Source organism: Methylobacterium pseudosasicola, from assembly GCF_900114535.1.
GTDB lineage: Bacteria > Pseudomonadota > Alphaproteobacteria > Rhizobiales > Beijerinckiaceae > Methylobacterium > Methylobacterium pseudosasicola.
On the sequence record NZ_FOTK01000003.1, the window covers coordinates 238013 to 264054 of the forward strand.

The window sequence follows — 26042 nt, forward strand, 5'->3', positions numbered from 1 at the left end:
AACGCAGCACGGCCTGGGTCATGCTGCGCGCGTACCGCCTTGCCGGACGGGCCGGGGCTGAGGAGACGATGGGTCAGATAACGATCAAGGACGTCGCGCGGCGTGCCGGCGTGAGCTTCCAGACGGTATCCCTGGTCCTGAACCACCCCGAGAAGGTTGCCCGGACGACGCGGGAGACCATCGAAGCCGCGATGCGGGAGCTGGACTTCGTCCCCAGCCTCGCGGCGCGCTCGCTCCGGAAGAAGCCGAGCCGCAGCATCGCCTGTGTGTTCTCCGTGGGCGCCCAACCCTACGACGACCTTTCGGGGATGATGCAGGAGACCTATCAGGGCATCGTCCTGCAGACCTTCGCGCATGTGGCCGACCAATTCGGATACACGCTGATCCATCGCCGCTGGCGCAGCGACGACCCTGAGGGCCTGGGCAAGATCAGCAGCCTCGTGAGCGAGGCCCGCGTCGACGGGATCGTCGTCTTCGCCGACCGCCGGGACGATCCGCTCATCGCGATGCTGCAGGCCAAGCGTTTCCCGTTCTTCGTGTTCGGCCTCGACGTTGCCGACACCCATTACGCGATGCGCGCCGAGCGCGACGCGATGTACCAGATGGTCCGCTACCTCGCGCAGACCGGAAGCACGTCGATCTGCTTCTTCAAGGGGGAGCGCGACGGGAGGCGGCTGCGCGCCGTCACCGAGCGGCTCAGGGGCTACCAGGACGCCCTCGCCGAGGCGGGGCTGCCGCTGCGCGACGACCTCGTCGTCCCGTGCGATTGGAATTCGGAGAGCGGACGCCGCGTGACGCTCGGCCTCCTGGAGCGCCAGTCCCGGCCGGATGCGATCGTGGCCGCCAACGACCGGGTGGCGTTCGGCGTGCTGAAGGCGCTGCATGATCACAGGGTCCGGGTGCCCGAGGACATCCGGGTCGTCGGCTTCGACAACTTCGTCCAGTGCGCCTATACGATCCCCAGCCTGACCTCGATCGAGGTTCCGATGCTGGAGATGGTCCGGTTCGCCTTCTCGACGCTGGTGGATCTCGTCGAGGGCACACGTCCCGCGGACGACCTGGCGCAGAAGCTGTTTCCCACCCGCCTGGTGTTCCGCGACTCCACGGGCTCGGTCCTGGAGACACAGCCGCAAGGCTAGAGCGCATTCGGACGACGGGGATACCGGCCCATCGAGAAAATGTGCGTCACGACAAGGGCCTAAGGCCGGCGGGTGATGATCACGGGTCCGCTTCGGTGGCGCGCGAAGTACACCCAATCTGCCCAGGAAACCCGGCGTCGGCTTTGCTTTCCGCCGGATCACGGATTCGCGCCGCTTCACGCCCTGCCCGGGATCGAGCCCGGCCTGTGACAGCACGAACGCGACGGGCGCCCCGCCGAAATATTCGGCGCAGCGCCCGTCGAGGCCTGGATTCGTCAGCGTTTCAACGAAAAATCGACCGCGATCCGTCCGCCGAAATGGCCGCCCGGAGGCGGCGGCAGGCTAGAGCCCCGCACCGCCTGCAGGGCCGCCTGATCCAGCTCGGAATCCCCGGATGAGCGGGCGATCGACGCGGAGGCGACGTGTCCGGACGGACCCACCAGGAAGGTCACCAGGACGATACCGGCGGCGTGCCGGTTGCGGGCAGCGGCCGGATAGGCCTTGTGCCGGTTGATCTCGGCTTTCAGCCGCGCGCCGTAATCGGCGATCGCCTTGCTCGCATCGGCCTGCGCGCCGCGCTCGGCGCCGGCATGGCCCCTGTGCTGCGCCGCGCTGGCGGCGCTCGGCGGCTCAGTCTTCGGGGGAGCCTTGGGCTGGGGCTTCGGCTTGGGCACCGGACGGGGTTCCGGCGGTTTGCGGGGCTCCGGCGGCTTCACCACTTTGGGCGGTTCCGGCTTGCGGACCGGGATCGCGATGGCCGAGGGGTCCTCCTTGACCGGCGCCTCCTCGACCGCCGGAGGCGGTTCCGGCTCGGGCTCCTGCGGGACCGGTTCGGGCTCCGGTGGCGGCGCCATCTCGGCCGCGCTCTGCGTCTCCGCGGCGTTGTCGGTGGTCGCGTCGCCCTGGGCGACGACGCTGACCTCGAGCGTCTCGACCGCGGGCGGCGCGATGGGCTGCGGTTCGGGTCCCGACGAGACGAACAGCAACGCGTGGACTCCGAGCGCCACGACGAGGGCTGTGCCGCGGACCAAGCCCTTGGCATTGTCCTGTCTGGGCAGGGACAGGACGAGCGGATTGGCTCCGGCCAGCGCCATCGTGGTCATGGTTCACCGCTCCCCGCGGCGGCGGACGCGGAGGCGCGGCCGGCATTGGCGCCGCCCTGGGCGCCGTTCTTGCTGGTGATGATCGCGATGTGGGTCATGCCGTTCTTGGCCAGAAGGTCCATCACCTTGATCACGTCGCCGTAGGCGGCATCCTTGTCGCCCCGAAGATGGATGACCCGGGTCAGATCGTTCTCGATCGCGGCGACCACTGCCGGGACGAGGCGATCCGCCTCGATCTCGTCCTTGCCGATGAACAGCTTCCCGTCCTTGGTGACGGCGACCACCGCCGGCTCCTTCGGGTCGACCGGCTTGGCGACCTGCGCCTGCGGCAGGTTCACCTTCATGCCCGTGGTGAGCAGCGGTGCCGTCACCATGAACACGATCAGCAGGACCAGCATCACGTCGATCAGCGGCGTGACGTTGATGTCAGCGGAGGGGCGGTAGGGGCCGCCGGAATTGGAGGCGAAGGCCATCGTCAGATCTCCTTGTGCGCGAGGCGGTTCTTGGCGATCAGGTCGACCGAGAGCGCCTCGACCAGATGGGCCAGGTTCTGAGACAGCTTGCCGAGGATGGATCCGAGGCGGCTGTAGGCGATCGCCGCCGGGATCGCGGCGATCAGCCCGATCGCCGTGGTCGCCAGCGCCTCGGCGATGCCGGGCGCCACGACCGCGAGACTGGTGTCGTTCGAGGCGGCGATGCTGATGAAGCTGGTCATGATGCCCCAGACCGTCCCGAGCAGGCCGACGAAGGGCGAGACGGAGGCGATCACGGCGAGGTTCGAGTAACCGCCTTCCGTGGCGATCATCGTGTGCGTGGCGGCGCGGTTCATCGCCTCCATGGTGCGCTGGCGGGCCTCGCCCGCACCCTCGTTGGGGAGGGAGACGGAGGCTGCCTGGGTTCCGGCATCGATGACCGGCCGTAGGAACTTGGGGACGCCCCCGCGCTCCAGCGCCTTGAGCGACCGCCCGAGTCGCGTCGTCGTGTAGATGCCCTCGGCGATCAGGGCCCAGCACCACACAGAGGCGATCGTGAGGGTGATGATCACCCCCTTACCGACCAGCCCGGCTTGAAAGAACATCGCCGACGGCGAGAGACTAGCTGGGTCCATCTTACAACCCCCGGTATGCAATTTCGAATGGCTTTGCTGATGCGATCCGTGTCGCCCATCTGTTAGAACGTTCTATTAAGTCGGTCAGGTGTCGAAATGATGGCAAAAACATGGCGCGGTGGATTTGATGCCGTGCAGCAGCACATTGCCGCCATGCGTCGGACGAGCGTTGCCCGACTGGATCACAGTCGCGGTCGATGCCGAATCGATGCGTCTACGGTGAAGCTCTCAATCCAGCCGGACGTGCGCTCCACAATGGCTATGAACGGACAGCCAAGGACGTCTCCGCCAGCTTCGGTCCCGAGCGGGGTTTGGCGACACGAGGCCGGCTGCCGTCGAGGCGTGCCGGGTCACCGATGATTCGCCGCCGGACACCCATTCCCGTGCCCCGGGGAGCTTCTCAATCGACCCGACCGCCGTGCAGCAGGATTCGCGAGCCGTTTCGTTCGGCACTGGCGAGGCGCTGGCGAAAGACGCCCAGGCCGGCTTCGTAGATCCGGGGCGCCTCGTTCTCGGCCGCGGGATCGAGAAGCGAGCGGCCGGTCATGCCGCGCTCGGGACCGCCTGCGTACGGGCTCGGGCGGCGAGCGCCCTCGTGGCGGTGATGCATTCCTCGACCGCGTACCAGTAGCGCGGCCTGAGTTCGATGTTGAAGACGGTACCTGCGGGGAAGGTGCAGGCGTCGATCAGCGCGTCCCAGGGAATCGCGCCCCAGCCGACCGGGAGATGCATGTCGCCGTGGCCGAAGGCGAGCCGCTCGCTCTCGTGATACATCCAGATCGCGTCGGCGCGGCCGAAAGAATCGTGAACGTGGAGATGGTTCGCGAACGGGGCGAGCGCCGCGATGTCGGCGACGAAGTCGCCGCCCTGGAAGCCGTTCCGCAGGAAGGAATGGCTGACATCGAGCGTGGCGCGCACATACGGATGGTCGATGGCAGCCAGTTCCGCCGCCAGGCGCGCGGGCGATGCGGAATGGACCTTGCCCTCGTGGCCGCCGAACATCGTCTCGACGCAGATCAGCGGGCCGAGACCGCGGGCGACCTCGCCGGCGCGCGCCAGCCACTCCCGCTGGCGGGCATAAGCGCCCTCGAGGATGGCGGTCTCCGCGACGGGCGCGAGGCCGGAATGCAGGACGTAGTGGAGCGCGCCGATCTCGGCCGCGATCTCGAGGGAGGCTTCCAGCACCTCGAAATGCCGCCCCAGCCGGGCGGGATCGTCGAAGAAGTTGATCGCGAGCGGACCGTGCACCGTGAAGCGGACGCGGCGCCCGGCGCAGGCCTGCTTCAAGCGCTCCAGATGCGGGCGGCGGATGCGGCCGCCGACCACCAGATCCATCGCGAAGGTCGGCAGTTCGATCGTCTCGACGCCCAGCGCCTCGACGCGGTTGAGGATGGCGGACAGGTCCGAGAGATCGCCCGCGGGATAGGGCGCGGAAATGCCGGTGCCGAAGACGCCGTTGGGCAGCATGAGGTCACTCCCGTTTGATCAGCGCAGGGTGGGGTCGAGCTTGTCGCGCAGCCAGTCGCCGACGAGGCTGACCGCGAGGGTGGTCGTGACGATGCAGGCGGCCGGGGCGAGCATGATCCAGGGCGCGCGCGTCAGGTACTCGCGGCCGTAGCTGACCATGTTGCCCAGCGAGGTCATCGGCGGCTGCACGCCGAGACCCAGGAAGGAGAGGCCGCTTTCCAGCAGGATCACCTCGGGGAAGGTCAGCGTCATGGAGACGATCAGCGTCGAGGCGATGTTGGGCAGGATGTGGCGCAGGTAGACCCGCGAGGGCGAGGCCCCGATCTGGCGCACGGCCCCGGCATAGCCCTGCGCCCCGGCCGAGATGGCGAGCCCGCGGGCGATGCGGGCGTAGCGCTCCCAGCCGTAGAGCCCCATCAGCGCAATGAAGAGCGGCAGCGCGTTGCCCAGGAAGGCGAGCACGGCCAGGGCCAGGATCAGGAAGGGCATCGCCGCCTGGAAGTCCGCCAGCATCAGCACGAGCTGTTCGACGAGGCCGCGGGCATGCGCCGCCAGGAATCCCAACGCCGTGCCGAGCAGCGCCGAGATCAGCGTCGCCCCGAAGGCGACGAGGATCGAGATGCGGATCGAGACGATCAGACGCGAGAGCACGTCGCGGCCGAGCTCGTCCGTGCCGAGCCAGTGCGCCGGATGGAACGGAACCGCGAGGCGGTTGCGCAGATCGAAGGTCGTGAAGCGGTAGGGCGTGATCCAGTCGGCGGTCAGGGCGAGTGCGAGCATCAGCGCCAGCCACGCCAGCCCGATCCAGACGGGGGCGGGCATGCGGCGCCCGCGCCCGGGCGCGCTGGCCCCGCGGACGAGGCTGGAGGCGGTCGTTCCAGCCATCTCAGGGCCGTCCCGCCGCGCCGCCGCCCCGCAGGCGCGGGTCCATGACGCTGTAGAGCAGGTCGACCACAAGATTCGACGACACCATGGTGATCGCCACGAGCAGCAGGATGCACTGCACGACGGCGAGGTCGCGGTTGGCGACGGCGACGACGAGCAGCCGCCCGACCCCCGGCCAGGAGAACACGCTCTCCACCACCACCGCCCCCGCGATCAGGCTGCCGACCATGAAGCCCACGATGGTGACGGTCGGGATCGCGGCATTGGGCAGGGCGTGGCCGCGTACCACCGCCGCCCAGGGCACGCCCTTGGCGCTGGCGGTGCGGATATAGGGCTGGCCCAGCACCTCCAGCATGGCTGAGCGGGTGAAGCGGGCGAGGATCGCCGCCCCGCCGATGCCGAGGGTCAGCACGGGCAGGACCGCGTGACGCCAGCTCTCCTGCCCGCCCGAGGGCAGCCAGCCGAGCTGTACCGAGAAGATCAGCACCAGGACGAGGCCGAGGACGAAGCTCGGCACGGTGAAACCCGCCACCGCCGCGATCATGACGAGGCGATCGATCGGGCTGTCGCGGTGCAGCGCCGCCTGGATGCCGGCCGGGATGCCGATGCCGAGCTTCAGCGCCAGCGCCGGCAGGGTCAGCGCCAGCGTCGCGGGAATACGCTCGACGACGAGGTCGAGGGCCGGCCTGCCGCTGCGCATCGAGAGGCCGAGTTCGCCCTGACCGATGGCGGCGAAGTAGTGCAGGTATTGCAGCCAGATCGGATCATCGAGGCCCCAGGCCTTGCGGAAGGCGGCGATCGCTTCCGGCGGGGCGTCGACGCTCATGATGATCAGCGCCGGGTCGCCCGAGAGTCGCAGCACAACGAACGCGAAGGTGACCACGAGCGCGATGGTGAGCAGCGCGCGGCCGAGCCGGATGAGAAGGAAGCGCAGCATCAGCTCGCGGCCCTGAGGAACGGCGCCCGGGTCTGCGCGACGTGGCAGGCGGCGAGCCGCCCATCGCGCAACGGCAGCAGCGCCGGCCGCTCGACCCGGCACCGGGCCTGCACGGCGTGGCAGCGGGGATGGAAGGCGCAGCCGGGCGGCCGCGCGGCGGGATTGGGCGGATCGCCCTGCAGCACGATGCGCGGCCGCGCGCCCCGGCCCGGCACCGGGGCGGCCGAGACCAGCGACTCGGTATAGGGATGGGCCGGATCCTGCAGGAGCAGATCCGCCTCGCCTTCCTCGACGATGCGGCCGAGATACATCACCGCGACGCGGTGGCTGACCTGGCGCACGACCCTGAGGTCGTGGCTGATGAACAGCAGGCCCAGACCCAGCTCCTCCTGGAGACCGACCAGCAGGTTGACCACCTGCGCCTGGATCGAGACATCGAGAGCCGAGACCGGCTCGTCGCAGACCAAGAGGCTTGGACCGGCCGCCAGAGCCCGGGCGATCACGGCGCGCTGGCGCTGGCCGCCGGAGAGTTCGTGCGGGTAGCGGCGCCCCTGATCGAGCCGCAGCCCCACCGAGCGCAGCAGGGCGAGCGCCTTCTCGCCGCGCGCCTTCGGTTCGCCGATCCCGTGCACGTCGAGGGGCTCGCGCACCTGCTCTAGGATCGGCAGGCGCCGATCGAGCGCGCCGAGGGGATCCTGGTAGATCATCTGCATGCGTGCCCGCAGGCGCCGCCAGTCCGGCGTGGTCGCCCGGGGCAGCGGCACGCCCTCGAACAGCACGGTTCCGGAATCGGGCGGCTCCAGCCCGAGGGCGAGCCGGCCGGTGGTCGACTTGCCGGAGCCGGATTCGCCCACGAGCCCGAGGGTGCGGCCCCGCGCCACCGTCAGCGAGACGCCGTCGACGGCGTGGACCTCGGTTCGGCGCCCGACGAGGCCCCGGCGCGTGACGTAGCGGCGCCCAACATCGCGCAGTGCGAGCAGGGCCTCGCTCATGCGCGGGCGCGCTCCGGGAAAGCCGGCCGCTCCTCCGGGCGGACCGCGATGCAGGCCGCCCGACGCTGCGGTCGCGCCTCCACGAGGTGCGGCACCGTCCGATCGCAGGCCGCGACGGCGCCGGGGCAGCGCGGCGCGAAGGCGCAGCCCGGCGGCATGTCCCAGGGATCGGGAACGGTGCCTTCAATCGGGGACAGGCGCCGCCGGACACCCTCGAGGGGCGGCAGCGCCGCCAGGAGCCCCTGTGCGTAGGGATGCAGCGGCTGCGCGAACAGGAGGTCGGCCGGCGCGGTCTCGATGATGCGCCCGGCATACATCACGCAGACGCGCTCGCAGGTCTGCGCGATCACCCCGAGGTCGTGGCTGATCAGCACCAGCGCCATGCCGGTCTCGCGCCGGATGCGGGTGAGCAGGTCCAGGATCTGGGCCTGGATGGTGGCGTCGAGCGCGGTGGTGGGCTCGTCGGCGACGAGCAGATCCGGGTCGCCGGCAAGGCCCATCGCGATCATCACGCGCTGGTTCTGGCCGCCGGAGAGCTCGTGCGGATAGGCATCGAGGCGCCGCGCCGCGTCCGGGATGCCCACGAGGTCGAAGAGGCGCTTCGCCTCGGCCCGGATCGCCGCCCCGGACAGGCCGCGATGCAGCGCCAGCGCCTCGCCGACCTGGCGGCCCAGCCGGAGGACGGGATTGAGCGCGCTCGCCGGATCCTGGAAGATCATGGCGATGCGTCCGCCCCGCACCCGGTCCAGCACCGCCGGCGGCGCGCCGACGAGTTCCTGCCCCTCCAACTGCACGCTGCCGCCGACCTTCGCCCGCCCGGGGAGCAGGCCCAGCGCGGCAAGCCACGTGACCGACTTGCCGCAACCGGACTCGCCGACGAGACCGAGGGCTTCGCCCCGCGCGACGCTCAGGTCGATGCCGTGGAGCGCGCGGACTCCGTCGAAGGTGACGGTCAGGCCGCGGATCGTGATCAGGTCGTCGGATTGCGGAGCCATCGCGCCTAGACCATGTTGCCGGCGCGGAGATCCATGACCTCGACCGGATACGCCTGCCACGGGACGGCCTTGGCCTTGCCGTAGAACATGGTGAGGTCGTGCAGGGCCGTGCCCGGCGGATCGATCACATCGTCGATCTCCAGCATCTGCCGGAAGACGCGCCGGCGCTCCTCCGGGTCGAGCGAACCCTGCAGCACGGGGCAGAGCGCGTTGAACGCGTCGTTCTTCCAGGTCTTCGCCACGGTCTGGACGTTGCCACAGCGGGTGATCGCACGAGCCATGATCGGTCGTCCTGTCCTCACACCGATGTCAGGCTCATCGCGCCGATCGGCGAACCTGGAAGGCGTCGCGCTCGGCGCGCTCGCGCGCACCGACCTCAACTTCGTCCACCCCAGTTCTCGGCGCGGAAATCCATCGCGAAGGCGGGCGAAGCCTTCCAGGCGAGCGCCCTGGGCTTGGCCGTGAAGGTCGAATTCTGGTGGAGCACGGTGTAGGCGGGGTCCTCGCGCTCCGCGATCTCGAGCATCCGGCGGAAGACCTGCTTGCGGCGGGCACGGTCCATCGAGGTCTCGAGTTCGACCGACAGCGTGTTGAATTCCGGGTGGCTCCACTCGCCGACCTGCTGTTGCTGGCCGTTGGGGCCGTGCTGGTTCACGAGCGAGGAGACGGGATCGCTGAACAGCGCGGAGTTGGACCAGTCCCGCACGGCGCGGGTCGGCGTGCGCTCGAAGACCTGCTGCCAGTTCTCCTTGACCTGGATCTCGACGTTGAGCCCGGCCTCCTTCCACATCTCGACCAGGACTTGTGCGGTCGACACCTGATTGGTGTAGTAGTTGTTGAGAAGCCGATAGGGGATCGGATCGCCCCGGTAGCCCGCCTGCTTGACGAGATCCCGCGCCAGGCCGGGATCGTAAGCCGGCACAGACCAGTCCTCGATGAACATGTCGCCGTAAAAGGGCCATTGCAGGCCCTTCGGGATGGCGGTGCGACCGGCCCAGAGCGACTCGACGATCGCCTGCCGATCGATCGCATGCGTCATCGCCCGGCGGACCAGCGGGTCGGCGAGTTGGGCGTGATTCCGATCGAACACCGTCAGCCGATGATTCGGGATCGGACCGCCATGAACCTCGAAGGCCGGGTTCGTCTCGATCTGCGCGATCTGGTCCGGGGGGATGTCGCAGGCGAAAAGGTACTCGCCGGAGAGCAGCCCCGCGATGCGCGCGGCGGTCTCGGGCACCTCGACGAAGCGGATCGATTTCAGCGGCGGGCGCCCGCCCCAGTAGGCGTCATGCGCCTCGAGCAGCAGCGAGACATCGGGACGGTATTCGGCGACGCGATAGGGCCCCGTGGTGACCGGCTTGTTCGCCCAGTCGGCATAGGTCCTTGCCTCCTCAAAAGCGCGCCGGTTCATAATCTCGCTGCCGTAGCGCGAGAGTCGGCCTTCGAGCGTCACGTCCGGCGTGGCGTTCACGAAGCGGACGGTGTCCCTGTCGACGATCTCGACGCCGAGCAAGGCCGGCCAGTTGCGCCGGGCCACTGCCGGAACCTCAAGGGGAAGCTCCTTCGAGCCCCGGCCGCCGCCGATCGAGAAATCGGCCGCGATGGTCTTGCCCGCGCTCGGCTGGGTGTCGCCGAACATCCGCTCCCGGCCGAACGTGAAGGCGACGTCTTCCACTGTCAGCGCGTCGCCGTTGTGGAACCGGACGCCCCGCCGCAGCGTGAGTTCGACGACGCGCTCATCGATCCGCCGCCATCCGGTGGCGAGGCCGGGTACAGATTCGAGCTGGCCGCGCCAGTTCCGACCGATCAGGCCTTCCCAGAGGGACGAGAAGAAGACGCGCTCGCCGACATTGGACTGTTCGCGCAGCACATCCAGCGTGTTGGTGTTGGACACCTTCTGCACGGCCACCGTGATCGACGGTCGCGCGTCGGCCTGAGCGAGCGCGGCGTGCCGGATGACGAACGGGGCGGCGACGCCCGCCGCGAGCGCCTGTCGGCGCGTGATCGAGGACTCCGCCACCTGCCCCTCCGTCGCCGCTGACGGCAGCGTCCGTTACGGCGTGGCGATGAAGCTTGCATGACTGTTGTTGCGGGTTGGCGTGGCGCCCCTAATCGAGGCTCGCCGTTCGACGGGACGGCGCCCGCGTTGCGCTCACGGAATGAATTGGATGCTTCTTGCGGGATCCTGATGTCGCCTTGCGGCCAAGTTCTCACATCCTTACCGGGCACCCCTCCACATTCGCGTTCCGGGAGCGGCGCGGATCGGCGGGCGTCAGTTCAGCGTGCGGTCAGCGACGACCATGACCTTGCGCCAGACGCCGAGGAGGCTGACCTGCGGAACGCGGCCGTCCGCAGCGACCGAGACCGTCGCGGTGCGACCGGAGACTAGCCGGGCCTGGTCGGGAACGCCGTCGAGCTTGATCCGCACGGGGATGCGCTGCGCCAGCCGCACCCAGGCGAAGGTCGGGTTGACGTTGGCGAGCAGGTTCGCGCCAGCGGTGCGCTCCCGATCCTCGATGCCGCCCGCGACGCTCTCGACATGGCCGGTGATGACTCCGTCCTCGCCCATCAGGCGGATGCTGGCCCGGTCGCCGACATGGATGCGCGGCAGCTTGGTCTCCTCGAAATAGCCCTCGACCCGGAGCGTGTCGCCGTCGACCAGCGCCATCACGCCCTTGCCGGTGTTGACGTAATTGCCCGGCCGCAGCTCCATGTTGGTGATGCGGCCGTTGACCGAGGCCTTCACCGCGGAGCGGTCGAGATTGAGCTTGGCGACGTCCCGGTCGGCCAGGGCCTGGTCGTAGGCGGCCTTCGCCGACAGGTCCGTCGCCCGGGCGAGCTCGACCTTCTGCTGCGAGACGGCGGCATCGCTGAGCCGCGCATAGCGGAGATAGTCGGCGGCGGCCTGCTCGGCACTGGCCTTCTTGCCGTCGACCACGGCCTCGGCCTGGCGCAGGGCCAGGGTGAAGCGCTCGGGGTCGATCCGGAACAGCACGTCGCCGCGCTTCACCACCTGGTTGTCCTCGACCAGGACCTCGGTGACCAGGCCCGAGACGTCGGGCGCCACGGCGACCACGTCGGCGCGCACGCGCCCGTCACGGGTCCAGGGGGCCTCCATGTAGTAGTCCCACAGGGCGAGCCCGACGACGATCGCGGCCGCCACCATGGCGAGGGTGACGATCAGGCGGAATGAGAGGGTTAGCAGCCGGGTCATGGGAGAAGCCGAACGGTCGGGGACAGGAGCACGGTGAGGGAGGGGGGCGGTCGCCGCGCGGTCACGACATCAGCGGCAGCGCCACCGAGACGACGCACCCGAGCAGCACGACGTAGAGTGCGAGGTCGAAGAGCGGGCGGTGCCAGACCAGGCGGTAGAACCCGATCCGGTCCAGGATGCCGCGCGCCACCAAGCTGATCAGGAAGGCGAGCAGCATCCAGGCTGCGAGGCACGGGACGAAGACCCCGTAGAGGTCGAGTTCACCGGTCATGCCGCGAGCCCCGGTCGCATGGTGATCGACAGGCTCGGCTGCCAGGGGGACGCGTCGGGAAACAGGCCGCGGCGGATCCCCACCAGACCGAGAAGAGCCGCCCGGTGGGACGCCTGCTGCAGGTGCGTCGCGGTGGCGTCCATCGCGGCATCGATCGTGGCCAGGAGCGCGATGGGCGGATGCGCGGCGCGCGTGCGGAAATACTCCGCCAGGGCGGCCAGGAGGCGTTCGACGCCCGTCCGCGCCTCGCGCGACAGCCGCCGGCGGTCCCGGCGCAACTCAACGACGTTGATCCCGACCCGCACCTCGGCGACGAGATCGGCGGTCCATTCGGCATCCTCGGGCGGGAGCGCGGCGAGCCGCGGCGCGATCAGGCCGACCCGATCGAGCATGATCGCCGCGAGTTCGAGGCCGTTCTCGGCGCCGCGGCGCTCGGCGGCGTCCGCCAGGCTCCGGCGGTTCACAAATCGCAGGCGTCGCGCCGTCCAATCGGCCCCGACTGATCGGACCAGCCGCGTCACCACCGCCGCGATCCACATCCCGGTGATCACGGCGACCGAGGCGTTGGTGAAGGCCGCGAAATCGCCGGTGTAGCTGCCCTGGAGCGCGATCATGGCCGAGCCGTTGACGGCGGCGCCCATCGCGATCGGCGCCGTCCGCGGCTGGGTCATGCAGAGGCCGCAGAGGATCAGGGCCGGGGCCAGCGCCAGCGCCAGCATCTCGAAGCTGGTCGCCCTCGGAAGCACGGCGAACAGGTAGAGGCCGGCCACGACGCCGCCGACGATAGCCGAGTTGGCGAAGCCGACGATGGACGGGGCCGGGTCGTCCTGGACGGCGAAGAAGCAGCAGGCGACGGCCGCCATCATCGGCGCGCCGGACCCGTCGGGCCAGCCGGTGGCGATCCAGATCGCGCAGCAGAGCAGGATGGAGAGGAACACGCCGACCGCCGACAGCAGGGCCATGCCGTGATCGCGATGCCGGATCGAGCGGGCCTTGGCCGTGTACTGGAAGGCGAGGTCCTCCGTGACGGGCGTGCCGTCGACGACGTGCCGCTGCAGCAGCCGCGCATCCTGGCGCAGATCGATGAAGTCGCGCAGGCGCGCGACGAGGCTCGCGAGGACCACGTCCGACCAGCGCGAGCCCTGCCCCAGGCGCGGGTCGACGGCGTCCACGGCGGAGCGCATGCGCCCGGCGGCATCCGGATCCGTCGTCCCGGAGGCGATCCATGCGGCCATCTCGTCGAGAACGCCGCGGATGCGTGCGGGAAGCGCTCCGGCCTGGTCCAGCGTCGCGATGCGGTCCGCGATGGCAGAGACGATGGGCAGGACCATCAGCATGTGCTGGCGCAGGGTCGCCATGGCGGCGGCCGAGCGCTCGCCACCGGTCATGTCGTAGCGCAGCGGCGTCGCCAGCGCATCGAACGCCAAGGCGTCGGAGGCGAGCCGCAGGCGCCGGGCCTGCGTGTCCCGAGCCCCGCCGGTCCGACCGAGCACGTCGGCGACCCAGCCCCGCGCGTCGCGCAGCCAGAGGTCGAGCCGCCCTGCGATCAGGGGGGCCACGGAGCGGGGCAGGACGAGGGTGGAGACGAGGCTGGCGCACAGGATGCCCAGCAGGATCTCCTCGGCGCGGGCGACCGCCGTATCGAACATCGACCCCGGCTCGCCCACGGCGGGAAAGCCGATCAGCGCCGCGGTGTAGCCGCCGAGCATCATCAGGTAGCTGCTCGGGGTCCGGTCCAGCAGCGAGACGTACAGGCAGAGGGCGACCCAGAACGCGATGGCGAGGGTCAAAAGCTCCGGCGCGTTCGCGAGATTGGGGACCAGGATCACGGTCACCGTCGCGCCCAGCAGGGTGCCGAGCACTCGGTAGAGCGCCTTCGAGCGCGTCGCGCCCGCCAGGACCTGGCTGGTGATGTAGACCGTGCCCAAGGCCCAGTACGGCCGCGGCAGGTCGATCCATAGGGCGAGGTACAGGGCCAGCATCGCCGCCGTGTAGGTCTTGATCGCGAAGGACCAGTCTTGCCAACCGGGAAGGTTCATTCCGCGGCCTCCTCGGGCACCGGGCCCGCGGGCAGGTTGCGGCTGTAGCGCTGGATGGCCTGGAACACGCGCAAGCTGGCCTCGATATCGGCGCTGTCGACCTCGGCGAACACCGCGTCCCGCAGCCTGGTGAGCTCGGCCTCCATCCGGGCGACCACCGTCTTCCCGGCCGGCGTGAGGCTGAGGACCTTCGCGCGGCGGTCGGTCGGATCCTCCATGCGCACGATCAGGCCCGCCGCGCCGAGCTGGTCGAGGAGCCGCACCAGCGAGGGCCCCTCGATGCCCACGGCCTCGGCTAGCGCGTTCTGGCGGGGATGCCCGTCGAGGCGCCCGATCAGGATCAGGGGCAGCGCGGTCGCGTCCGACAGGCCATGCGCCTCGGCGACGGCGTTGGCCGCCCGACGCCATTGGCGCCCGGCCAACAGCAGGGTGTGGGTATAGGTCTGGCGCTGACGGTCGAAAGTCTCGGACACCGGCGGTGACCTCTCGGGGCTTTGCGCGCGGCTCTGGTGAGGACCGTGCAGACCTATTAAATAGTGTTCTACCTATTAGGTCGCGCGGATGGCCGTTGCCAAGCCCTTCGGCATGTCCCCGTCGCATACGTGCCTACCGATCTCGTGCTGATAGATAGCATACTATCTTTACGCACGCAGATCGTTGTGTGTCTCTTGCCGGTTTCAAGCTGCGCGATGCCGATCCGCGCTCGGCGCTGGTCGCCGACCCGAACTATCCGGCGACCTTGAGGACATGCGCAGGATAGTCGCTGGCGTGCTCGAGTCGCCGGCGCTCCGGCACCTGCTCGAGGACAATCCGGAACGCCTGCCGGGCCGGACCGTCAGGACGCACGTCCGCTCACGAAAGCGATCCATGTCGGCAGCTCCGACGCAGTCGAGTCGCGAGAAATTCGCCAGCGCGACCTCCGCTCAACCGCCTCAGCACCTCCGGATCAGACGATCCTCTTCCGAACAATTTGCGCTTTCGGCCAAATATCAGATCTTCCCGTCTCCTACACTTTATCGTGGCGTCCCGCCGCCCCGAAAGACCGGTCTGGTGCCGATCCAGAGAGGCCGTTTCGTAAGACAGGCGTCGAACGCCTATCCATTCCCGAAGGATAACACCCGCGTTCCGATGGGACCGGCGCTGATCGTCGGCCCCGTCGGATGGATCGCGTTGTCAGACCCCTGACGCCGTCAGGCCGCGGCGGACTTGCCGAGCTGGTCGAGGAGCCGCTGCGCCGCCGCGGCCGAGGAGGCAGGGTTCTGGCCGGTGATCAGGTGGCCGTCGGCGACGACGTGAGAGGCCCAATCGTCGCCGCGCGAGAAGCGTCCGCCGTTCTCCTTCAGGACGTTCTCGACGAGGAACGGCACCACCTTCGTCAGCCCGACCGCCTCCTCCTCGGTGTTGGTGAAGCCGGTGACGGTCTTGCCGCTGACCAGCGGCTTGCCGTCCGGGCCCTTGACGTGCCGCAGCACGCCCGGCGCGTGGCAGACCAGAGCGACCGGCTTGCCGGCCGCAAACGTCTTCTCGATCAGCCCGATCGAGGTGGCATCCTCGGCGAGATCCCAGAGCGGGCCATGGCCGCCGGGATAGAACACGGCATCGAACGCGTCCGGTGAAACGCTCGACAGCGTCAGGGTGTCGGCCAGGGCTGCCTTCGCCTGCGCATCCGCGGCGAAGCGCCGGGTGGCGTCGGTCTGCGAGGACGGCTCGTCGCTCTTCGGGTCGAGGGGCGGCTGGCCGCCCTTCGGCGAGGCGAGGGTCACGTCGACCCCCGCATCCTTGAAGACGTAATAGGGCGCGGCGAATTCCTCCAGCCAGAAGCCGGTCTTCTTGCCGGTGTCGCCGAGCCGGTCGTGCGAGGTCAGAACCAACAGGATCTTCATGGCAATCATCCTTCATGGGGCGGCCGCGCCGGGCCGCATATGTTGCCGCGCGCGGCGGCGTCAGGGGGCGATGCGGATCACGAGCTTTCCGAAGTTCTCACCTCGGAGCAGCCCGATGAAGGCATTGGGCGCGTTCTCGAGGCCATCGACAATGTCCTCGCGCAGCTTGACCTGTCCCTCGGCGACCCAAGCCTTCATGGCGTCGAGGAAGGCTGCGAACTCGGGCCCGTAATGGTCCGAGATGATGAAGCCCTGCATGCGGATGCGCTTGACCAGCAGCGTGTACGCGAGCCGCGGAAGCCGGTCGGGCCCGGGCGGCGGGGCGGTGTCGTTGTAATGGGCGATGAGCCCGCAGACCGGGATCCGCGCGTGGACGTTGAGCAGCGGCAGCACCGCGTCGAACACCGGGCCGCCGACATTCTCGTAGTAGATGTCGATCCCGTCGGGCACGGCGCGCCGGAGTGCCTCGGCGAAGGCGGGGTCCCGCCGGTCGATGCAGGCGTCGAACCCGAGTTCGTCGGTGACGAAACGGCACTTGTCCGCGCCGCCGGCGATGCCGACCACCCGGCAGCTCTTCAGCTTGGCGATCTGGCCGACAACCGCCCCAACCGGCCCCGAGGCCGAGGCGACCACCAGGGTCTCGCCGGCCTTCGGCTCCCCGATCGTCAGCAGGCCGTGCCAAGCCGTGAAGCCGGGCATGCCGAGCACGCTGAGCGCATACGAGGGATGCGCAAAATCCGGTCCCAACCGGGTCAGGTTGGTCCCGTCGGAGAGCGCGTAATCCTGCCACTCGCCGAACCCGGTCACCAGATCGCCCGGCTTGAAGTCGGGATGGCGGGACAGCGCGACGCGCGCGACCGTGGCGCCGCCCATCACCGCGCCGAGCGCCACCGGCTCGACATAGGACGGGCCTTCGCTCATGCGCCCGCGCATATAGGGATCGAGCGACAGGTAGAGGTTGCGCAGCAGGATCTGGCCCTCGGCGGGCTCGGGCCGGGGGACCTCCTCCAGGCGGAAATCCTCGGGCACCGGCTCCCCGCGCGGGCGGGCCGCCAGCACGATGCGGCGGTTCTTGTCCTGTGACATGATCGGCCTCCCGGATCAGAGCGCGGCTTCGAGGATGCGGCGGCTGACCGTGGGGGTGATGTCGCCGTGCTCGCCGATCGCCGTCATGCCGTGGGCTTCGAGCTGGGCGACCAGCGGATCGATCGCGGCCGCGTCGAGCCCGTAATCGGCGAGCCGCGTCCGGATGCCGAGCCCGTGGAAGAAGTCCTCGGTCCTGGCGATCGCGGCATTGATGCGGGCATCCTCCGTGCCGTCGGTGATGCCCCAGACACGCTCGGCATATTGCAGCAGCTTGCCGCGCTTCGCCGCGCGCCGGTCGCGCAGCAGCGACGGCAGCACCACCGCGAGCGTCCGGGCATGGTCGATCCCGTGCGCCGCGGTCAGCTCGTGCCCGATCATGTGGGTCGCCCAATCCTGCGGCACGCCCGCGCCGATCAGGCCGTTGAGCGCCAGCGTCGCGGTCCACATCAGGTTGGCGCGCAGATCGTAATCCGCGGGCGCCGCCACCGCCTTCGGGCCGATCTCGATCAGCGTCTGCAACAAGCTTTCGGCGAATCGATCCTGCACCAGCGCCCCGACCGGATAGGTCAGGTACTGCTCGACCACGTGGGTGAAGGCATCGGCCACGCCGTTGGCGACCTGCCGGGCCGGCAGGGTGAAGGTCTTGGTCGGATCCAGGATCGAGAATTGCGGGAAGCAATGATCGCTGAGGAAAGCGAGCTTGGAGGTGGTCGCCCGGCGGGTGATGACCGAGCCCTTGTTCATCTCGGACCCGGTGGCCGGCAGCGTCAGGACGCTCGCCAGGGGCAGGGCCCGCTCGACGTTGGCGCCGTGCGTTTCCAGGATCGACCAGGGATCGCCTTCGAACGGCACCGCCGCGGCGACGAACTTCGTCCCGTCGATCACCGAGCCGCCACCGACGGCGAGCAGGAAGTCGCGCCCCTCACGGCGCACCTGCTCCACCGCCTTCATGAGCGTCTCGAAGGTGGGATTGGGCTCGATGCCGCCGAATTCCGCCACATCGCGGTCGCCGAGCGCCGCTTTTACCTCGTCGAGGGTGCCGTTCTTGCGGGCGCTCTCGCCGCCATACAGGACGAGCACGCGCGCGGCCTGCGGAACGAGGTCGGCGAGCCGGGGAATGGTGTTGCGCCCGAACACGATCCGGGTGGGATTGTAGAATTCGAAGTCGAGCATCATCCATCTCCTATTAGACTGGTCGTCTATAATTTCGGCCAGTCGATTTGCAGATGTGGTTTCCCGGCAGGTGCCCCGATTCGGTCCTAGTTGGGCGTGTCGAGGTTCAGGATCTGCCGGGTTGCGACCAAGGCCGCCTCGAGCGGCTCGGCGTCGCGGGTGATCTTGGCCCGCAGACTGGCACCGAGCCAGAGCTGGTACAGGGTTTCGGCGAGCCGATGGGCATCGGCCGGCCGGTCGAGCGAGCCGTCCGCCACAGCGACGCCGATGATGGAGGCAAGCCGGCGGATGATCGCCGTCGTCCCGCGCAGCAGGACGCCGCGCATCCCCTCGGAAAGATCGGCGACTTCGGCCCCGAGCTTTACCGCCAGGCATTTGCCTTGCGGATCGCAGGTTGCCTGGGTATCGCGCCAGGTCTGCCAATAGAGCATCAGCCGCTCGGCGCCGGTGAGCCCGGGCCGAGCGAACGTCGCGTCGAGTTCCCTGAGGTAATCGGAGAAATAGTTCTCGAGCAGCGCCTCCCCGAACGCGTCTTTCGATTTGAAATAGTGATAGAACGAGCCCTTTGGCACCCTGGATGCAACAAGGATCTCGTTGAGACCGACCGCGGAAAACCCTTTACCGCCCATAATGACCTGAGCCGTATCAAGGATCTGCTGCCGGACATCCGGATGCTGGGCTGCCGTGACGGTCATGATCTTCCATTTATCTTTAAACAGACCGGTCGTCTAGGGGCTGATGTGATTTGGTGGTCTACCCCTCCAGACACGATGCTGTGTGGCGACGCGCAGTTCGCGCGTGACATCATCTGCTTAAGCGGGCGACGTGTGCGATCGGGCAGGATACGGACAGAGACTTTCTCTATCAGAGACTTTGAGAAAACGGCGATTTTTCCAATCCCTCGCCCGGTAGGCCAAGAAGCTCGCCGGCGATACTTGGATGATTCTCAAGCAATCCGAGGGCTCGATCGGCGACACGCGGCATGCATTCGCTTCCGAGGCCCATCAAGCCCCGGCCGCTTGAGATACCGAGCCAGAAGCGTCTCTGCCTTGTCGCAAGCGGCGTCATCGTCGTCGCGGTTGTTGTCGCCTTCATGCAGCGCGGAGAAGGCGTGTCCCCCACGGATGCAAGAGCGCTTTGCAGAACGCTTCGTCGGTGATGTCACTTGGCGACAGGATGGCCTTGCGACCCTCGGCCTGAAGGGCCCCAGGCCATCCTGCCCGCAATCCGGCGAGGTTGCTCAAGATCGACTTGTACGGCGGCCTCGACCGCATCACGTCGGGTCGTTGCCTCGAACGCGAGAACCCGCGCGACATCGAACTGACCGGCCGCCCAATGCCCGGTGTCGAGACGCTGGCCGATTTCCGCAAGGACAACAGCCCCTACCCTCAGCGAGGCGCCGCGCTTGCCCCGGACCGGCTCGCCGCCAGCGCTGCCGCCTTGCCGGCCGCCGCGTAGAGGTTGATCCGGGAATAGACCCCGAACTCCGAGCCGTCGTCCAGGAAGCCGCCGCCGGGGCCCTGCGTCTCGGTCAGGATGGCGTTGGCCTCGGCGAGCGTCAGCGCCGGGAAGGCCGCGGTCAGCAGGTGGCCGGCCTCCGGGGCCAGCGTGCCGACATCCTCCCGGGCGTTGGCGGTGGCGTCGTGCACGACAGGCAACCCGTAGGACTGGGTCGCCTCGTAGAAGGCCGCGTTGGCGGCTGCGTCCTTGAACCGGCCGGTGTCCCGGGCCGCGCAAGCCGCCACCGCGTCGCCGCAGCCGGCCTTGAGCGCGTCGGTCATGGCCGCCCGGGCCTCCTTCAGAAGCGCCTGGTAATCGGTCACGCCGACGCGCTTGTCCGCATCGGTCGCGTTCGCGTCGATCACCGCGGGGTTCTTCCGGATCTGGCCGACATAGGCCGGGTCGTTGGCGAGCAGATGCGCCACCGCGTGGAGCGAGGTCGCCCGCCCGCCGATCACGTCCATGGCGTAATGCGCCCCGACGACGATCCGGTGATTGCCGTATTCGGCGCCGCGGACGATCATATGCTGGTAGCGCTCCGGCACCAGCAAGGCGAGGACCAGCGACTCGGTGTAGCCGTAGGTGGTGTGGCCGCTCGGATAGGACGGGATGTCGAGGAGGTCCTGCTTCGGGCCGCGCAGCCAGTCGAGGCTGGAGACCTCGCCACCGAGGTAATCCGTGCCCCGGTATGCTAAAACCTTCGGGAGGGTCTGGAACGGCCGAGCATTGCCGAAGGCGTCGGAGCCCGGGCCACCCGCCGGCCGGCCATAGGCCTTGCCGAACACATCGGTGACGCCGCCATCGCCGAGGATCGCGGCGGCTTCGGCAGAGACCGCAGTCTTGCCGTCGGTGGTCGCGTTCGCGAAGAAATACTTGCCGGCGTTCGAGTCCGACTTGGTCACGTCGTTCGTGTAGCCGATCAGACGAGCGATAGACGGCGCAGCGCTGGTGAAGGCATTCTTATCGATTTGGCGCGCCTTCGCCTGATAGGCGGCGGCGAGCGTCGTGCCGAGCCCGTCGGCCAGCTGGGTGGCGTTGCCATCGGTGACAGAGCAGTCCTCCAACGCCAATTGCTGCTGCTTGGGAAACGGCAGCAGTGTCGGCTGCTGGACAGTGCCGGTCTGGATCTCGCCGGTCACGCGCAGGTTCGCGTCGAGCGCCGCCTTGCCGACGGGCGTGGCCAGCAACCGGGCAACCGGGGCCAGGCCGCGCAGGGCCGCGAGATTGGTGGCCGACTGTGCCCATACAGGGACCGGCAGTCCGATGCAGAGCAGCGCCGACCCGATCCTCAACGCCCCGATCATGCCCAAGCCTCCTGCTCCGGCCGGTCATGCAGCCGGCTTCCGGGTGGTGCGTGGTAGAGCCGCCGCATGACCTGGGCGTGACACAATGTTACATCAGCAAACCGTTGCGGAAGGCGGCGGCGTTCGTCCGGTGGCTACGGGGCCAGCCATATCCTGTCCCTGCGCGGCGTAATCCTTGTGCATGGTCATGGCGTCGCCCCCCTGACCATGGGAGCCCTCCTCCGCCTATCGATCGCGTATCGGAGGTGCACCTGAAACCGAGGGACGATCGGCCGTGCGGCGTAGGCTGGGCCCCGACGCGTCGCGGCAGGCCAAGCGAGTGTCGCTGACAGGGCAGCGGGGTGGTGGAGCGGCGGGGATACTCGTGGGGCCTGATCGGCTTCGGAGGTCCCATGCTCGACGTGACGCCGACCCCTCTCCAGCGTCTCCTGCAGGAGCGCCGTCGCGGCTACAGCCTGCCGGCCGCGTTCTATGTCAGCCCCGAGGTGTTCGAGGCTGACATGGCGGTCATCTTCGGCCGCCACTGGATCTATGTCGGCGTCGAGCCGGACGTGCCGGAGGCCGGCGACGTGATGGTCGTCGATATCGGCCGGACCTCGGTGGCGATCGTGCGCGACGACGACGGCGCGGTCCGGGCCTTCCACAATGTCTGCCGCCACCGGGGCGCGCGGCTGGTCCACGAGGAGAAGTCGACGGTCGGCAACCTCGTCTGCCGCTACCATTCCTGGACCTACGACCTCACCGGCGCCCTCATCCATGCCGAGCATATGGGGCCGGATTTCAGGAGGGACTGCCACGGGCTGAAGCCGGTCCACATCCGCTCGCTCGAAGGCCTGCTGTTCATCTGCCTTTCGGACGACCCGCCTGCCGATTTCGACGCGATGGCCGCCCGTCTCGGCCCCTACATCGCGCCGCACAACGTGCGGGACACGAAGGTCGCCTTCCAGAAGGACATCATCGAGCCCGGCAACTGGAAGCTCACGATGGAGAACAACCGCGAGTGCTATCACTGCGGTGCGAACCATCCCGAATTGACCGTCCCGCTCTTCGCCTACGGATTCGGCTTCGCCCCCGAGGAGATGGACGCGCACGACCGCGCCAATGCCGAGCGCTACGGCTGCCTCCTCAAGAGCCGCCATGCCGAGTGGGAGGCGGAGGGGCTGCCCTCGCAGGAAGTCGAGGAGCTCGACACGATGATCACGGGCTTCCGCACCGAGCGCCTGCCGCTCGACGGCGAGGGCGAATCCCACACGCTCGACACCAAGGCCGCCTGCCGGAAGCTGCTCGGCCAGTTCACGAACGCGAAGCTCGGCGGCCTGTCCGTGTGGACGCAGCCGAATTCCTGGCACCACTTCCTCGGCGACCACATCGTCACCTTCTCGGTGCTGCCGCTCGATGCCGAGCGCTCGCTCCTGCGCACCAAGTGGCTGGTGCACAAGGATGCGGTCGAGGGCGTGGACTACGACCTCGCCAACCTGACCGGCGTCTGGGACGCCACCAACGACCAGGACAGCGAACTCGTCGGCTTCTGCCAGCAGGGCGTTCGCAGCCCCGCCTACGAGCCCGGCCCGTACTCGCCCAACACCGAGATGCTCGTCGAGAAGTTCTGCAACTGGTATGTCGGCCGCATGGCCGCGCATCTCGGGCGCTGACGATGCCGTCGGCTCCCGCCGCGATCGAGCCGGCCGCCGCGCGCCTCGCGGCCCCCACGCCCTGGGATGCGGAGGCCGACGACCTCCTGACCTGCATCGCCGTGCGCGCGGAGACCCACGACGTGAAGACCTTCGTGCTCGCCCCCCGCGAGCCCCGGAGCTTCACCTACGCGCCGGGCCAGTTCCTGACCTTCGCGTTCGAGATCGGCGGCGAGACGATCCATCGCTGCTACACGATCTCCTCGGCGCCGACCCGGCCGCATGCCCTGTCCGTCACGGTCAAGCGCGTGCCCGGCGGCCCGGTCTCGAACTGGCTGCACGAGACCCTCAGGGTCGGCGAGACCGTGCGAGCCCTGGGGCCGATGGGCGAGTTCTCCTGCTTCACCCATCCGGCCGCCCGATACCTGCTCCTGTCCGGCGGCAGCGGCGTCACGCCGATGATGTCGATGGCGCGCACCTTCCACGATCTCGGCGGCGGGCGGGACATCGCCTTCGTCCACGCCGCCCGGAGCCCGGCGGATATCGTCTTCCGCTCCGAACTGGAGCTGATGGCGCGGCTCGATCCGGCCTTCCGGTTCCACGCGATCTGCGAGGGCGATGCGACGGGCGAGTCTTGGACGGGCCGGAGGGGGCGGCTGTCCCTGGCGATCCTGCGCGAGGCCGTCCCGGACTTCCTCGAGCGCGAAGTCTTCGTCTGCGGCCCGAAGCCCTACATGGATGCGGTTCGGGCGATGCTGGCCGACGCCGGCTTCGACATGACCCGGCACCATGAGGAAAGCTTCGATTTCGGCGCGCTGCCGGAGGTCGAGCAGGAGGCCGCCCGCGAGGCGGAACAGGTCCTCGATGAACCCGCGCCGGCAGGCGGCGTGCGGACCTTCCGGGTGGAGTTCGCCAAGACCCGCCGGGTGCTGGAATGTCCGGAAGACACGACGGTGCTCGAAGCCGCCCGCAAGGCCGGGCTTCGCCTGCCCTCGTCCTGCGCCAAGGGCCTGTGCGGCACCTGCAAGTCGAAGGTCGCATCCGGCACCGTCGCGATGACCCATGCCGGCGGCATCCGCCAGCGCGAGATCGATGCCGGCATGGCGCTGCTGTGCTGCTCCAAGCCGACCAGCGACCTCGTCATCGAGCGGTGAGGGGCGGCCCCGGCCATTCCCCGTCCCACCCGCGTCCAGATCACTCCAAGATCACCCTTTTGCCTTCGGGAGTCGTCCCGTGATCGCCAATGCCGACGCGCTGCTGAAGCCCCTGACCATCAAGGGTCTCACCATCCGCAATCGCGTGATGTCGACGAGCCATGCGCCGGGCTACGGCCGGGACGGCAAGCCGCAGGAGCGCTACCAGCTCTATCACGCCGAAAAGGCGAAGGGCGGGATCGGGCTGACCATGTTCGGCGGCTCGTCCTCGGTCGCTCCCGATTCTCCGGCCGCCCCCTGGAACCAGATCTCGGTGGCCGACGACTCGGTGATCCCGTTCTTCCGGGATTTCTCCGACCGGGTGCACGCCCATGGCGGCAAGCTGATGATTCAGCTGACCCATATGGGCCGGCGCACCAAGTGGGACACCGAGCATTGGCTCCCCACGATCTCCCCGTCGCCCCGGCGCGAACCGGCGTCCCGCACCGTCCCGAAGGAGATGGAGGCGGAGGATATAGCCCGCGTCGTGAAGAGTTTCGCGCAGGCGGCGCGCCGCTGCCGAGAGGGCGGCCTCGACGGATGCGAGGTCTCGGCCGCCCACGGCCACCTGATCGATCAGTTCTGGTCGCCCTCGGTCAACCAGCGCACGGACCAATACGGTGGCAGCCTCGAGAACCGGATGCGGTTCGGCATCGAGGTGCTGGAGGCGATGCGGGCCGAAACTGGTGACGCTTACGTGATCGGCATCCGGATGTCCGGCGACGAGATGATCGCCGACGGCCTGTCCCAGGAGGATTGCCTGACGATCGCCACGGAATACGCCAAGCGCGGCCTCGTCGACTTCCTCAACGTGCTGGGCGGCCAGGCGCGGGACCACATCGCCCACGCGATCTCCCTGCCGAACATGTCGTTCCCGGTGGCGCCGTTCCTGTTCCTGCCGAGCGCGATCAAGCGCGAGGTGGACGTGCCGGTCTTTCACGCCCAGCGGGTCACGGACCTGGCCACCGCCGCCCGCGCGGTCGCCGAGGGCCATGTCGACATGGTGGCGATGACCCGCGCTCACATCGCCGATCCGCATCTCGTGAGGAAGCTTTCCGAGGGACGGGCCGACGACATCCGGCAATGCGTGGGCGCCGGCTATTGCATCGACCGCATCTATGTCGGCGGCGACGCCTTGTGCATCCAGAACGCCGCCACCGGCCGCGAGGCGACGATGCCGCACGAGATCCGCAAGGCGGATGTCCGCCGCAGAATCGTGGTGATCGGCGCCGGGCCGGCCGGCCTGGAGGCGGCCCGGGTCTGCGCCGAGCGCGGCCACGCCGTCGTGCTGTTCGAGAAGGGCGCCCAGGCCGGCGGCCAGATCGCGATCGCCGCCAAGGCCGGCTGGCGCGAGGCCATGTCGGGCATCACCCGCTGGCTGGTCGGGCAGGTGACCAAACACGGGGTCGATCTGCGCCTCAATACGGCGGCGAGCGAGGCGGCGGTGCGCGCCGAGCGACCGGACGTCGTCATCGTGGCGACGGGCGGCACGCCGTTCCGCGGCCACGCCAAGGGCGCCGAGCAGCATGCGGTGACCACCGCCGAGGTGCTGACCGGCGCGGTCGAGCCAACCGGGTCGGTGCTGCTCTACGACGAGATGGGCCAGCACAACGCCGCTTCGGTCGCCGAGCATCTGGCCAAGCGCGGCTGCTTGGTGGAAATCGCCACCCACGACCGGATGGTCGCCGAGGAGGTCGGTACCACCAACCAGCCGATCCACCTGCGCGAACTCTACAAGCTTGGCGTGGTGATGACGCCGAACATGGAGCTGATCGAGATCTACCCCGAGGGCAACCGCTTCGTCGCGGCGCTGCGCAACACCATGACCGATGCCGAGGAGGAGCGCCTCGTCGACCGCATCGTCGTGGATCACGGGACGTTGCCGGTCGACGGCCTCTACCGCGCCCTCAAGGGCGGCTCGGTCAACCGGGGCCAGACCGACCAGGACGCTCTCCTGCGCGGCGAGCCGCAGCGCTACGACCTGTCCAAGGGCTACGCCCTCTACCGGATCGGCGACGCGGTGGCCGGCCGCAACATCCATGCGGCGATCTACGACGCCCTGCGCCTGTGCAAGGACCTTTGAGCACGCCCATGGCCGGCCGCGACCGTCCGAGCCCGGACC

The 26042-nt window shown here is 69.0% G+C and carries 25 protein-coding genes; 5 read left to right on the forward strand and 20 right to left on the reverse strand.

The window, feature by feature from the left end:
* The first annotated feature begins 68 nt into the window (after window positions 1-68).
* Window positions 69-1139, forward strand: coding sequence for a LacI family DNA-binding transcriptional regulator (locus BM228_RS04965; protein ID WP_092037866.1), 1071 nt, complete (start codon window positions 69-71; stop codon window positions 1137-1139).
* A gap of 275 nt (window positions 1140-1414) precedes the next feature.
* On the opposite strand, the gene BM228_RS04970 is transcribed toward BM228_RS04965, so the two are convergent.
* The 19 genes from BM228_RS04970 to BM228_RS05055 form a co-directional block, all read right to left on the reverse strand.
* Complete coding sequence (locus BM228_RS04970; RefSeq protein ID WP_244537022.1) at window positions 1415-2242, reverse strand: energy transducer TonB; 828 nt, start codon at window positions 2240-2242, stop codon at window positions 1415-1417.
* The gene (locus tag BM228_RS04975) at window positions 2239-2715 is read right to left on the reverse strand and encodes an ExbD/TolR family protein (RefSeq protein WP_092037742.1); all 477 of its coding nucleotides are present in this window, start codon (window positions 2713-2715) and stop codon (window positions 2239-2241) included. The genes BM228_RS04970 and BM228_RS04975 overlap by 4 nt, the downstream gene beginning before the upstream one ends.
* 2 nt (window positions 2716-2717) lie before the next feature.
* Window positions 2718-3350 (reverse strand): MotA/TolQ/ExbB proton channel family protein, encoded by a 633-nt coding sequence (locus tag BM228_RS04980; protein WP_092037744.1) that lies wholly within the window; start codon window positions 3348-3350, stop codon window positions 2718-2720.
* Window positions 3351-3750: 400 nt separating this feature from the next.
* Window positions 3751-3897 (reverse strand): hypothetical protein, encoded by a 147-nt coding sequence (locus BM228_RS34490; protein ID WP_167367652.1) that lies wholly within the window; start codon window positions 3895-3897, stop codon window positions 3751-3753.
* Window positions 3894-4817, reverse strand: coding sequence for a sugar phosphate isomerase/epimerase family protein (locus BM228_RS04985; protein WP_092037746.1), 924 nt, complete (start codon window positions 4815-4817; stop codon window positions 3894-3896). The genes BM228_RS34490 and BM228_RS04985 overlap by 4 nt, the downstream gene beginning before the upstream one ends.
* A gap of 18 nt (window positions 4818-4835) precedes the next feature.
* Window positions 4836-5639, reverse strand: coding sequence for an ABC transporter permease (locus BM228_RS04990; RefSeq protein ID WP_244537024.1), 804 nt, complete (start codon window positions 5637-5639; stop codon window positions 4836-4838).
* A 64-nt stretch (window positions 5640-5703) separates the two neighbouring features.
* Window positions 5704-6639 (reverse strand): ABC transporter permease, encoded by a 936-nt coding sequence (locus BM228_RS04995; RefSeq protein WP_167367653.1) that lies wholly within the window; start codon window positions 6637-6639, stop codon window positions 5704-5706.
* On the reverse strand, window positions 6639-7631 hold the full coding sequence (locus BM228_RS05000) for an ABC transporter ATP-binding protein (RefSeq protein WP_092037750.1): 993 nt from the start codon (window positions 7629-7631) through the stop codon (window positions 6639-6641). The genes BM228_RS04995 and BM228_RS05000 overlap by 1 nt, the downstream gene beginning before the upstream one ends.
* Window positions 7628-8626: an ABC transporter ATP-binding protein gene (locus tag BM228_RS05005; protein ID WP_092037752.1), complete on the reverse strand. Its 999-nt coding sequence runs from the start codon at window positions 8624-8626 to the stop codon at window positions 7628-7630. Before BM228_RS05005 ends, BM228_RS05000 begins: the two co-directional genes overlap by 4 nt.
* A 5-nt stretch (window positions 8627-8631) precedes the next feature.
* Window positions 8632-8907: a hypothetical protein gene (locus BM228_RS05010; protein WP_092037754.1), complete on the reverse strand. Its 276-nt coding sequence runs from the start codon at window positions 8905-8907 to the stop codon at window positions 8632-8634.
* A gap of 95 nt (window positions 8908-9002) precedes the next feature.
* Complete coding sequence (locus BM228_RS05015) at window positions 9003-10646, reverse strand: ABC transporter substrate-binding protein (protein ID WP_092037755.1); 1644 nt, start codon at window positions 10644-10646, stop codon at window positions 9003-9005.
* Window positions 10647-10898: 252 nt separating this feature from the next.
* A complete protein-coding gene (locus BM228_RS05020; RefSeq protein WP_092037757.1) occupies window positions 10899-11840 on the reverse strand; it encodes an efflux RND transporter periplasmic adaptor subunit in 942 nt (313 codons plus the stop codon).
* A 61-nt stretch (window positions 11841-11901) separates the two neighbouring features.
* Window positions 11902-12111 (reverse strand): DUF1656 domain-containing protein, encoded by a 210-nt coding sequence (locus tag BM228_RS05025; RefSeq protein ID WP_092037759.1) that lies wholly within the window; start codon window positions 12109-12111, stop codon window positions 11902-11904.
* On the reverse strand, window positions 12108-14150 hold the full coding sequence (locus tag BM228_RS05030; RefSeq protein WP_092037761.1) for an FUSC family protein: 2043 nt from the start codon (window positions 14148-14150) through the stop codon (window positions 12108-12110). Before BM228_RS05030 ends, BM228_RS05025 begins: the two co-directional genes overlap by 4 nt.
* Window positions 14147-14623, reverse strand: a complete 477-nt coding sequence (locus tag BM228_RS05035) for a MarR family winged helix-turn-helix transcriptional regulator (RefSeq protein WP_092037763.1) — start codon at window positions 14621-14623, stop codon at window positions 14147-14149. The genes BM228_RS05030 and BM228_RS05035 overlap by 4 nt, the downstream gene beginning before the upstream one ends.
* A gap of 717 nt (window positions 14624-15340) precedes the next feature.
* Window positions 15341-16033 carry a type 1 glutamine amidotransferase domain-containing protein gene (locus tag BM228_RS05040; RefSeq protein ID WP_092037765.1) on the reverse strand — a complete coding sequence of 231 codons (693 nt, stop codon included), beginning with the start codon at window positions 16031-16033 and terminating at the stop codon, window positions 15341-15343.
* A 60-nt stretch (window positions 16034-16093) separates the two neighbouring features.
* On the reverse strand, window positions 16094-17119 hold the full coding sequence (locus BM228_RS05045; RefSeq protein WP_092037767.1) for an NADP-dependent oxidoreductase: 1026 nt from the start codon (window positions 17117-17119) through the stop codon (window positions 16094-16096).
* A gap of 15 nt (window positions 17120-17134) precedes the next feature.
* The gene (locus BM228_RS05050) at window positions 17135-18295 is read right to left on the reverse strand and encodes an iron-containing alcohol dehydrogenase (RefSeq protein ID WP_208611982.1); all 1161 of its coding nucleotides are present in this window, start codon (window positions 18293-18295) and stop codon (window positions 17135-17137) included.
* A gap of 83 nt (window positions 18296-18378) precedes the next feature.
* Entirely contained in the window at window positions 18379-18987 is a 609-nt protein-coding gene (locus BM228_RS05055; protein ID WP_092037769.1) for a TetR/AcrR family transcriptional regulator, read from the reverse strand.
* A gap of 541 nt (window positions 18988-19528) precedes the next feature.
* Between BM228_RS05055 and BM228_RS36065 the strand changes: the two genes are divergently transcribed.
* Window positions 19529-19750 carry a hypothetical protein gene (locus tag BM228_RS36065; protein ID WP_092037771.1) on the forward strand — a complete coding sequence of 74 codons (222 nt, stop codon included), beginning with the start codon at window positions 19529-19531 and terminating at the stop codon, window positions 19748-19750.
* Here BM228_RS36065 and BM228_RS05065 read toward each other — a convergent pair.
* Window positions 19681-21096 carry a phosphatase PAP2 family protein gene (locus BM228_RS05065; protein WP_092037773.1) on the reverse strand — a complete coding sequence of 472 codons (1416 nt, stop codon included), beginning with the start codon at window positions 21094-21096 and terminating at the stop codon, window positions 19681-19683. The genes BM228_RS36065 and BM228_RS05065 overlap by 70 nt on opposite strands.
* Window positions 21097-21488: 392 nt before the next feature.
* On the opposite strand from BM228_RS05065, the gene BM228_RS05070 reads away from it, so the two are divergent.
* The 3 genes from BM228_RS05070 to BM228_RS05080 all read left to right on the forward strand — a co-directional run bounded on the left by BM228_RS05070 (window position 21489) and on the right by BM228_RS05080 (window position 26003).
* A complete protein-coding gene (locus BM228_RS05070) occupies window positions 21489-22748 on the forward strand; it encodes an aromatic ring-hydroxylating oxygenase subunit alpha (protein WP_092037774.1) in 1260 nt (419 codons plus the stop codon).
* Between the two features lie 2 nt (window positions 22749-22750).
* Window positions 22751-23881, forward strand: a complete 1131-nt coding sequence (locus BM228_RS05075; protein ID WP_092037775.1) for an FAD-binding oxidoreductase — start codon at window positions 22751-22753, stop codon at window positions 23879-23881.
* Between the two features lie 79 nt (window positions 23882-23960).
* Entirely contained in the window at window positions 23961-26003 is a 2043-nt protein-coding gene (locus BM228_RS05080) for an NADH:flavin oxidoreductase (RefSeq protein WP_092037776.1), read from the forward strand.
* Window positions 26004-26042 lie beyond the last annotated feature (39 nt).

Excerpts from the sequence above, each read along its gene's own strand:
- BM228_RS05000 (WP_092037750.1), bottom strand. The coding sequence starts at position 7,631 with ATGAGCGAGGCCCTGCTCGCACTGCGCGATGTTGGGCGCCGCTACGTC.
- BM228_RS05005 (WP_092037752.1), bottom strand. The coding sequence starts at position 8,626 with ATGGCTCCGCAATCCGACGACCTGATCACGATCCGCGGCCTGACCGTC.
- BM228_RS04970 (WP_244537022.1), bottom strand. The coding sequence starts at position 2,242 with ATGACCACGATGGCGCTGGCCGGAGCCAATCCGCTCGTCCTGTCCCTG.
- BM228_RS04975 (WP_092037742.1), bottom strand. The coding sequence starts at position 2,715 with ATGGCCTTCGCCTCCAATTCCGGCGGCCCCTACCGCCCCTCCGCTGAC.
- BM228_RS05040 (WP_092037765.1), bottom strand. The coding sequence starts at position 16,033 with ATGAAGATCCTGTTGGTTCTGACCTCGCACGACCGGCTCGGCGACACC.
- BM228_RS05025 (WP_092037759.1), bottom strand. The coding sequence starts at position 12,111 with ATGACCGGTGAACTCGACCTCTACGGGGTCTTCGTCCCGTGCCTCGCA.
- BM228_RS04985 (WP_092037746.1), bottom strand. The coding sequence starts at position 4,817 with ATGCTGCCCAACGGCGTCTTCGGCACCGGCATTTCCGCGCCCTATCCC.
- BM228_RS04965 (WP_092037866.1), top strand. The coding sequence starts at position 69 with ATGGGTCAGATAACGATCAAGGACGTCGCGCGGCGTGCCGGCGTGAGC.
- BM228_RS05050 (WP_208611982.1), bottom strand. The coding sequence starts at position 18,295 with ATGATGCTCGACTTCGAATTCTACAATCCCACCCGGATCGTGTTCGGG.
- BM228_RS04990 (WP_244537024.1), bottom strand. The coding sequence starts at position 5,639 with ATGCCCGCCCCCGTCTGGATCGGGCTGGCGTGGCTGGCGCTGATGCTC.
- BM228_RS05070 (WP_092037774.1), top strand. The coding sequence starts at position 21,489 with ATGCTCGACGTGACGCCGACCCCTCTCCAGCGTCTCCTGCAGGAGCGC.
- BM228_RS05065 (WP_092037773.1), bottom strand. The coding sequence starts at position 21,096 with ATGATCGGGGCGTTGAGGATCGGGTCGGCGCTGCTCTGCATCGGACTG.
- BM228_RS05010 (WP_092037754.1), bottom strand. The coding sequence starts at position 8,907 with ATGGCTCGTGCGATCACCCGCTGTGGCAACGTCCAGACCGTGGCGAAG.
- BM228_RS05045 (WP_092037767.1), bottom strand. The coding sequence starts at position 17,119 with ATGTCACAGGACAAGAACCGCCGCATCGTGCTGGCGGCCCGCCCGCGC.
- BM228_RS04995 (WP_167367653.1), bottom strand. The coding sequence starts at position 6,639 with ATGCTGCGCTTCCTTCTCATCCGGCTCGGCCGCGCGCTGCTCACCATC.
- BM228_RS05075 (WP_092037775.1), top strand. The coding sequence starts at position 22,751 with ATGCCGTCGGCTCCCGCCGCGATCGAGCCGGCCGCCGCGCGCCTCGCG.
- BM228_RS05055 (WP_092037769.1), bottom strand. The coding sequence starts at position 18,987 with ATGACCGTCACGGCAGCCCAGCATCCGGATGTCCGGCAGCAGATCCTT.
- BM228_RS05030 (WP_092037761.1), bottom strand. The coding sequence starts at position 14,150 with ATGAACCTTCCCGGTTGGCAAGACTGGTCCTTCGCGATCAAGACCTAC.
- BM228_RS34490 (WP_167367652.1), bottom strand. The coding sequence starts at position 3,897 with ATGACCGGCCGCTCGCTTCTCGATCCCGCGGCCGAGAACGAGGCGCCC.
- BM228_RS04980 (WP_092037744.1), bottom strand. The coding sequence starts at position 3,350 with ATGGACCCAGCTAGTCTCTCGCCGTCGGCGATGTTCTTTCAAGCCGGG.
- BM228_RS05020 (WP_092037757.1), bottom strand. The coding sequence starts at position 11,840 with ATGACCCGGCTGCTAACCCTCTCATTCCGCCTGATCGTCACCCTCGCC.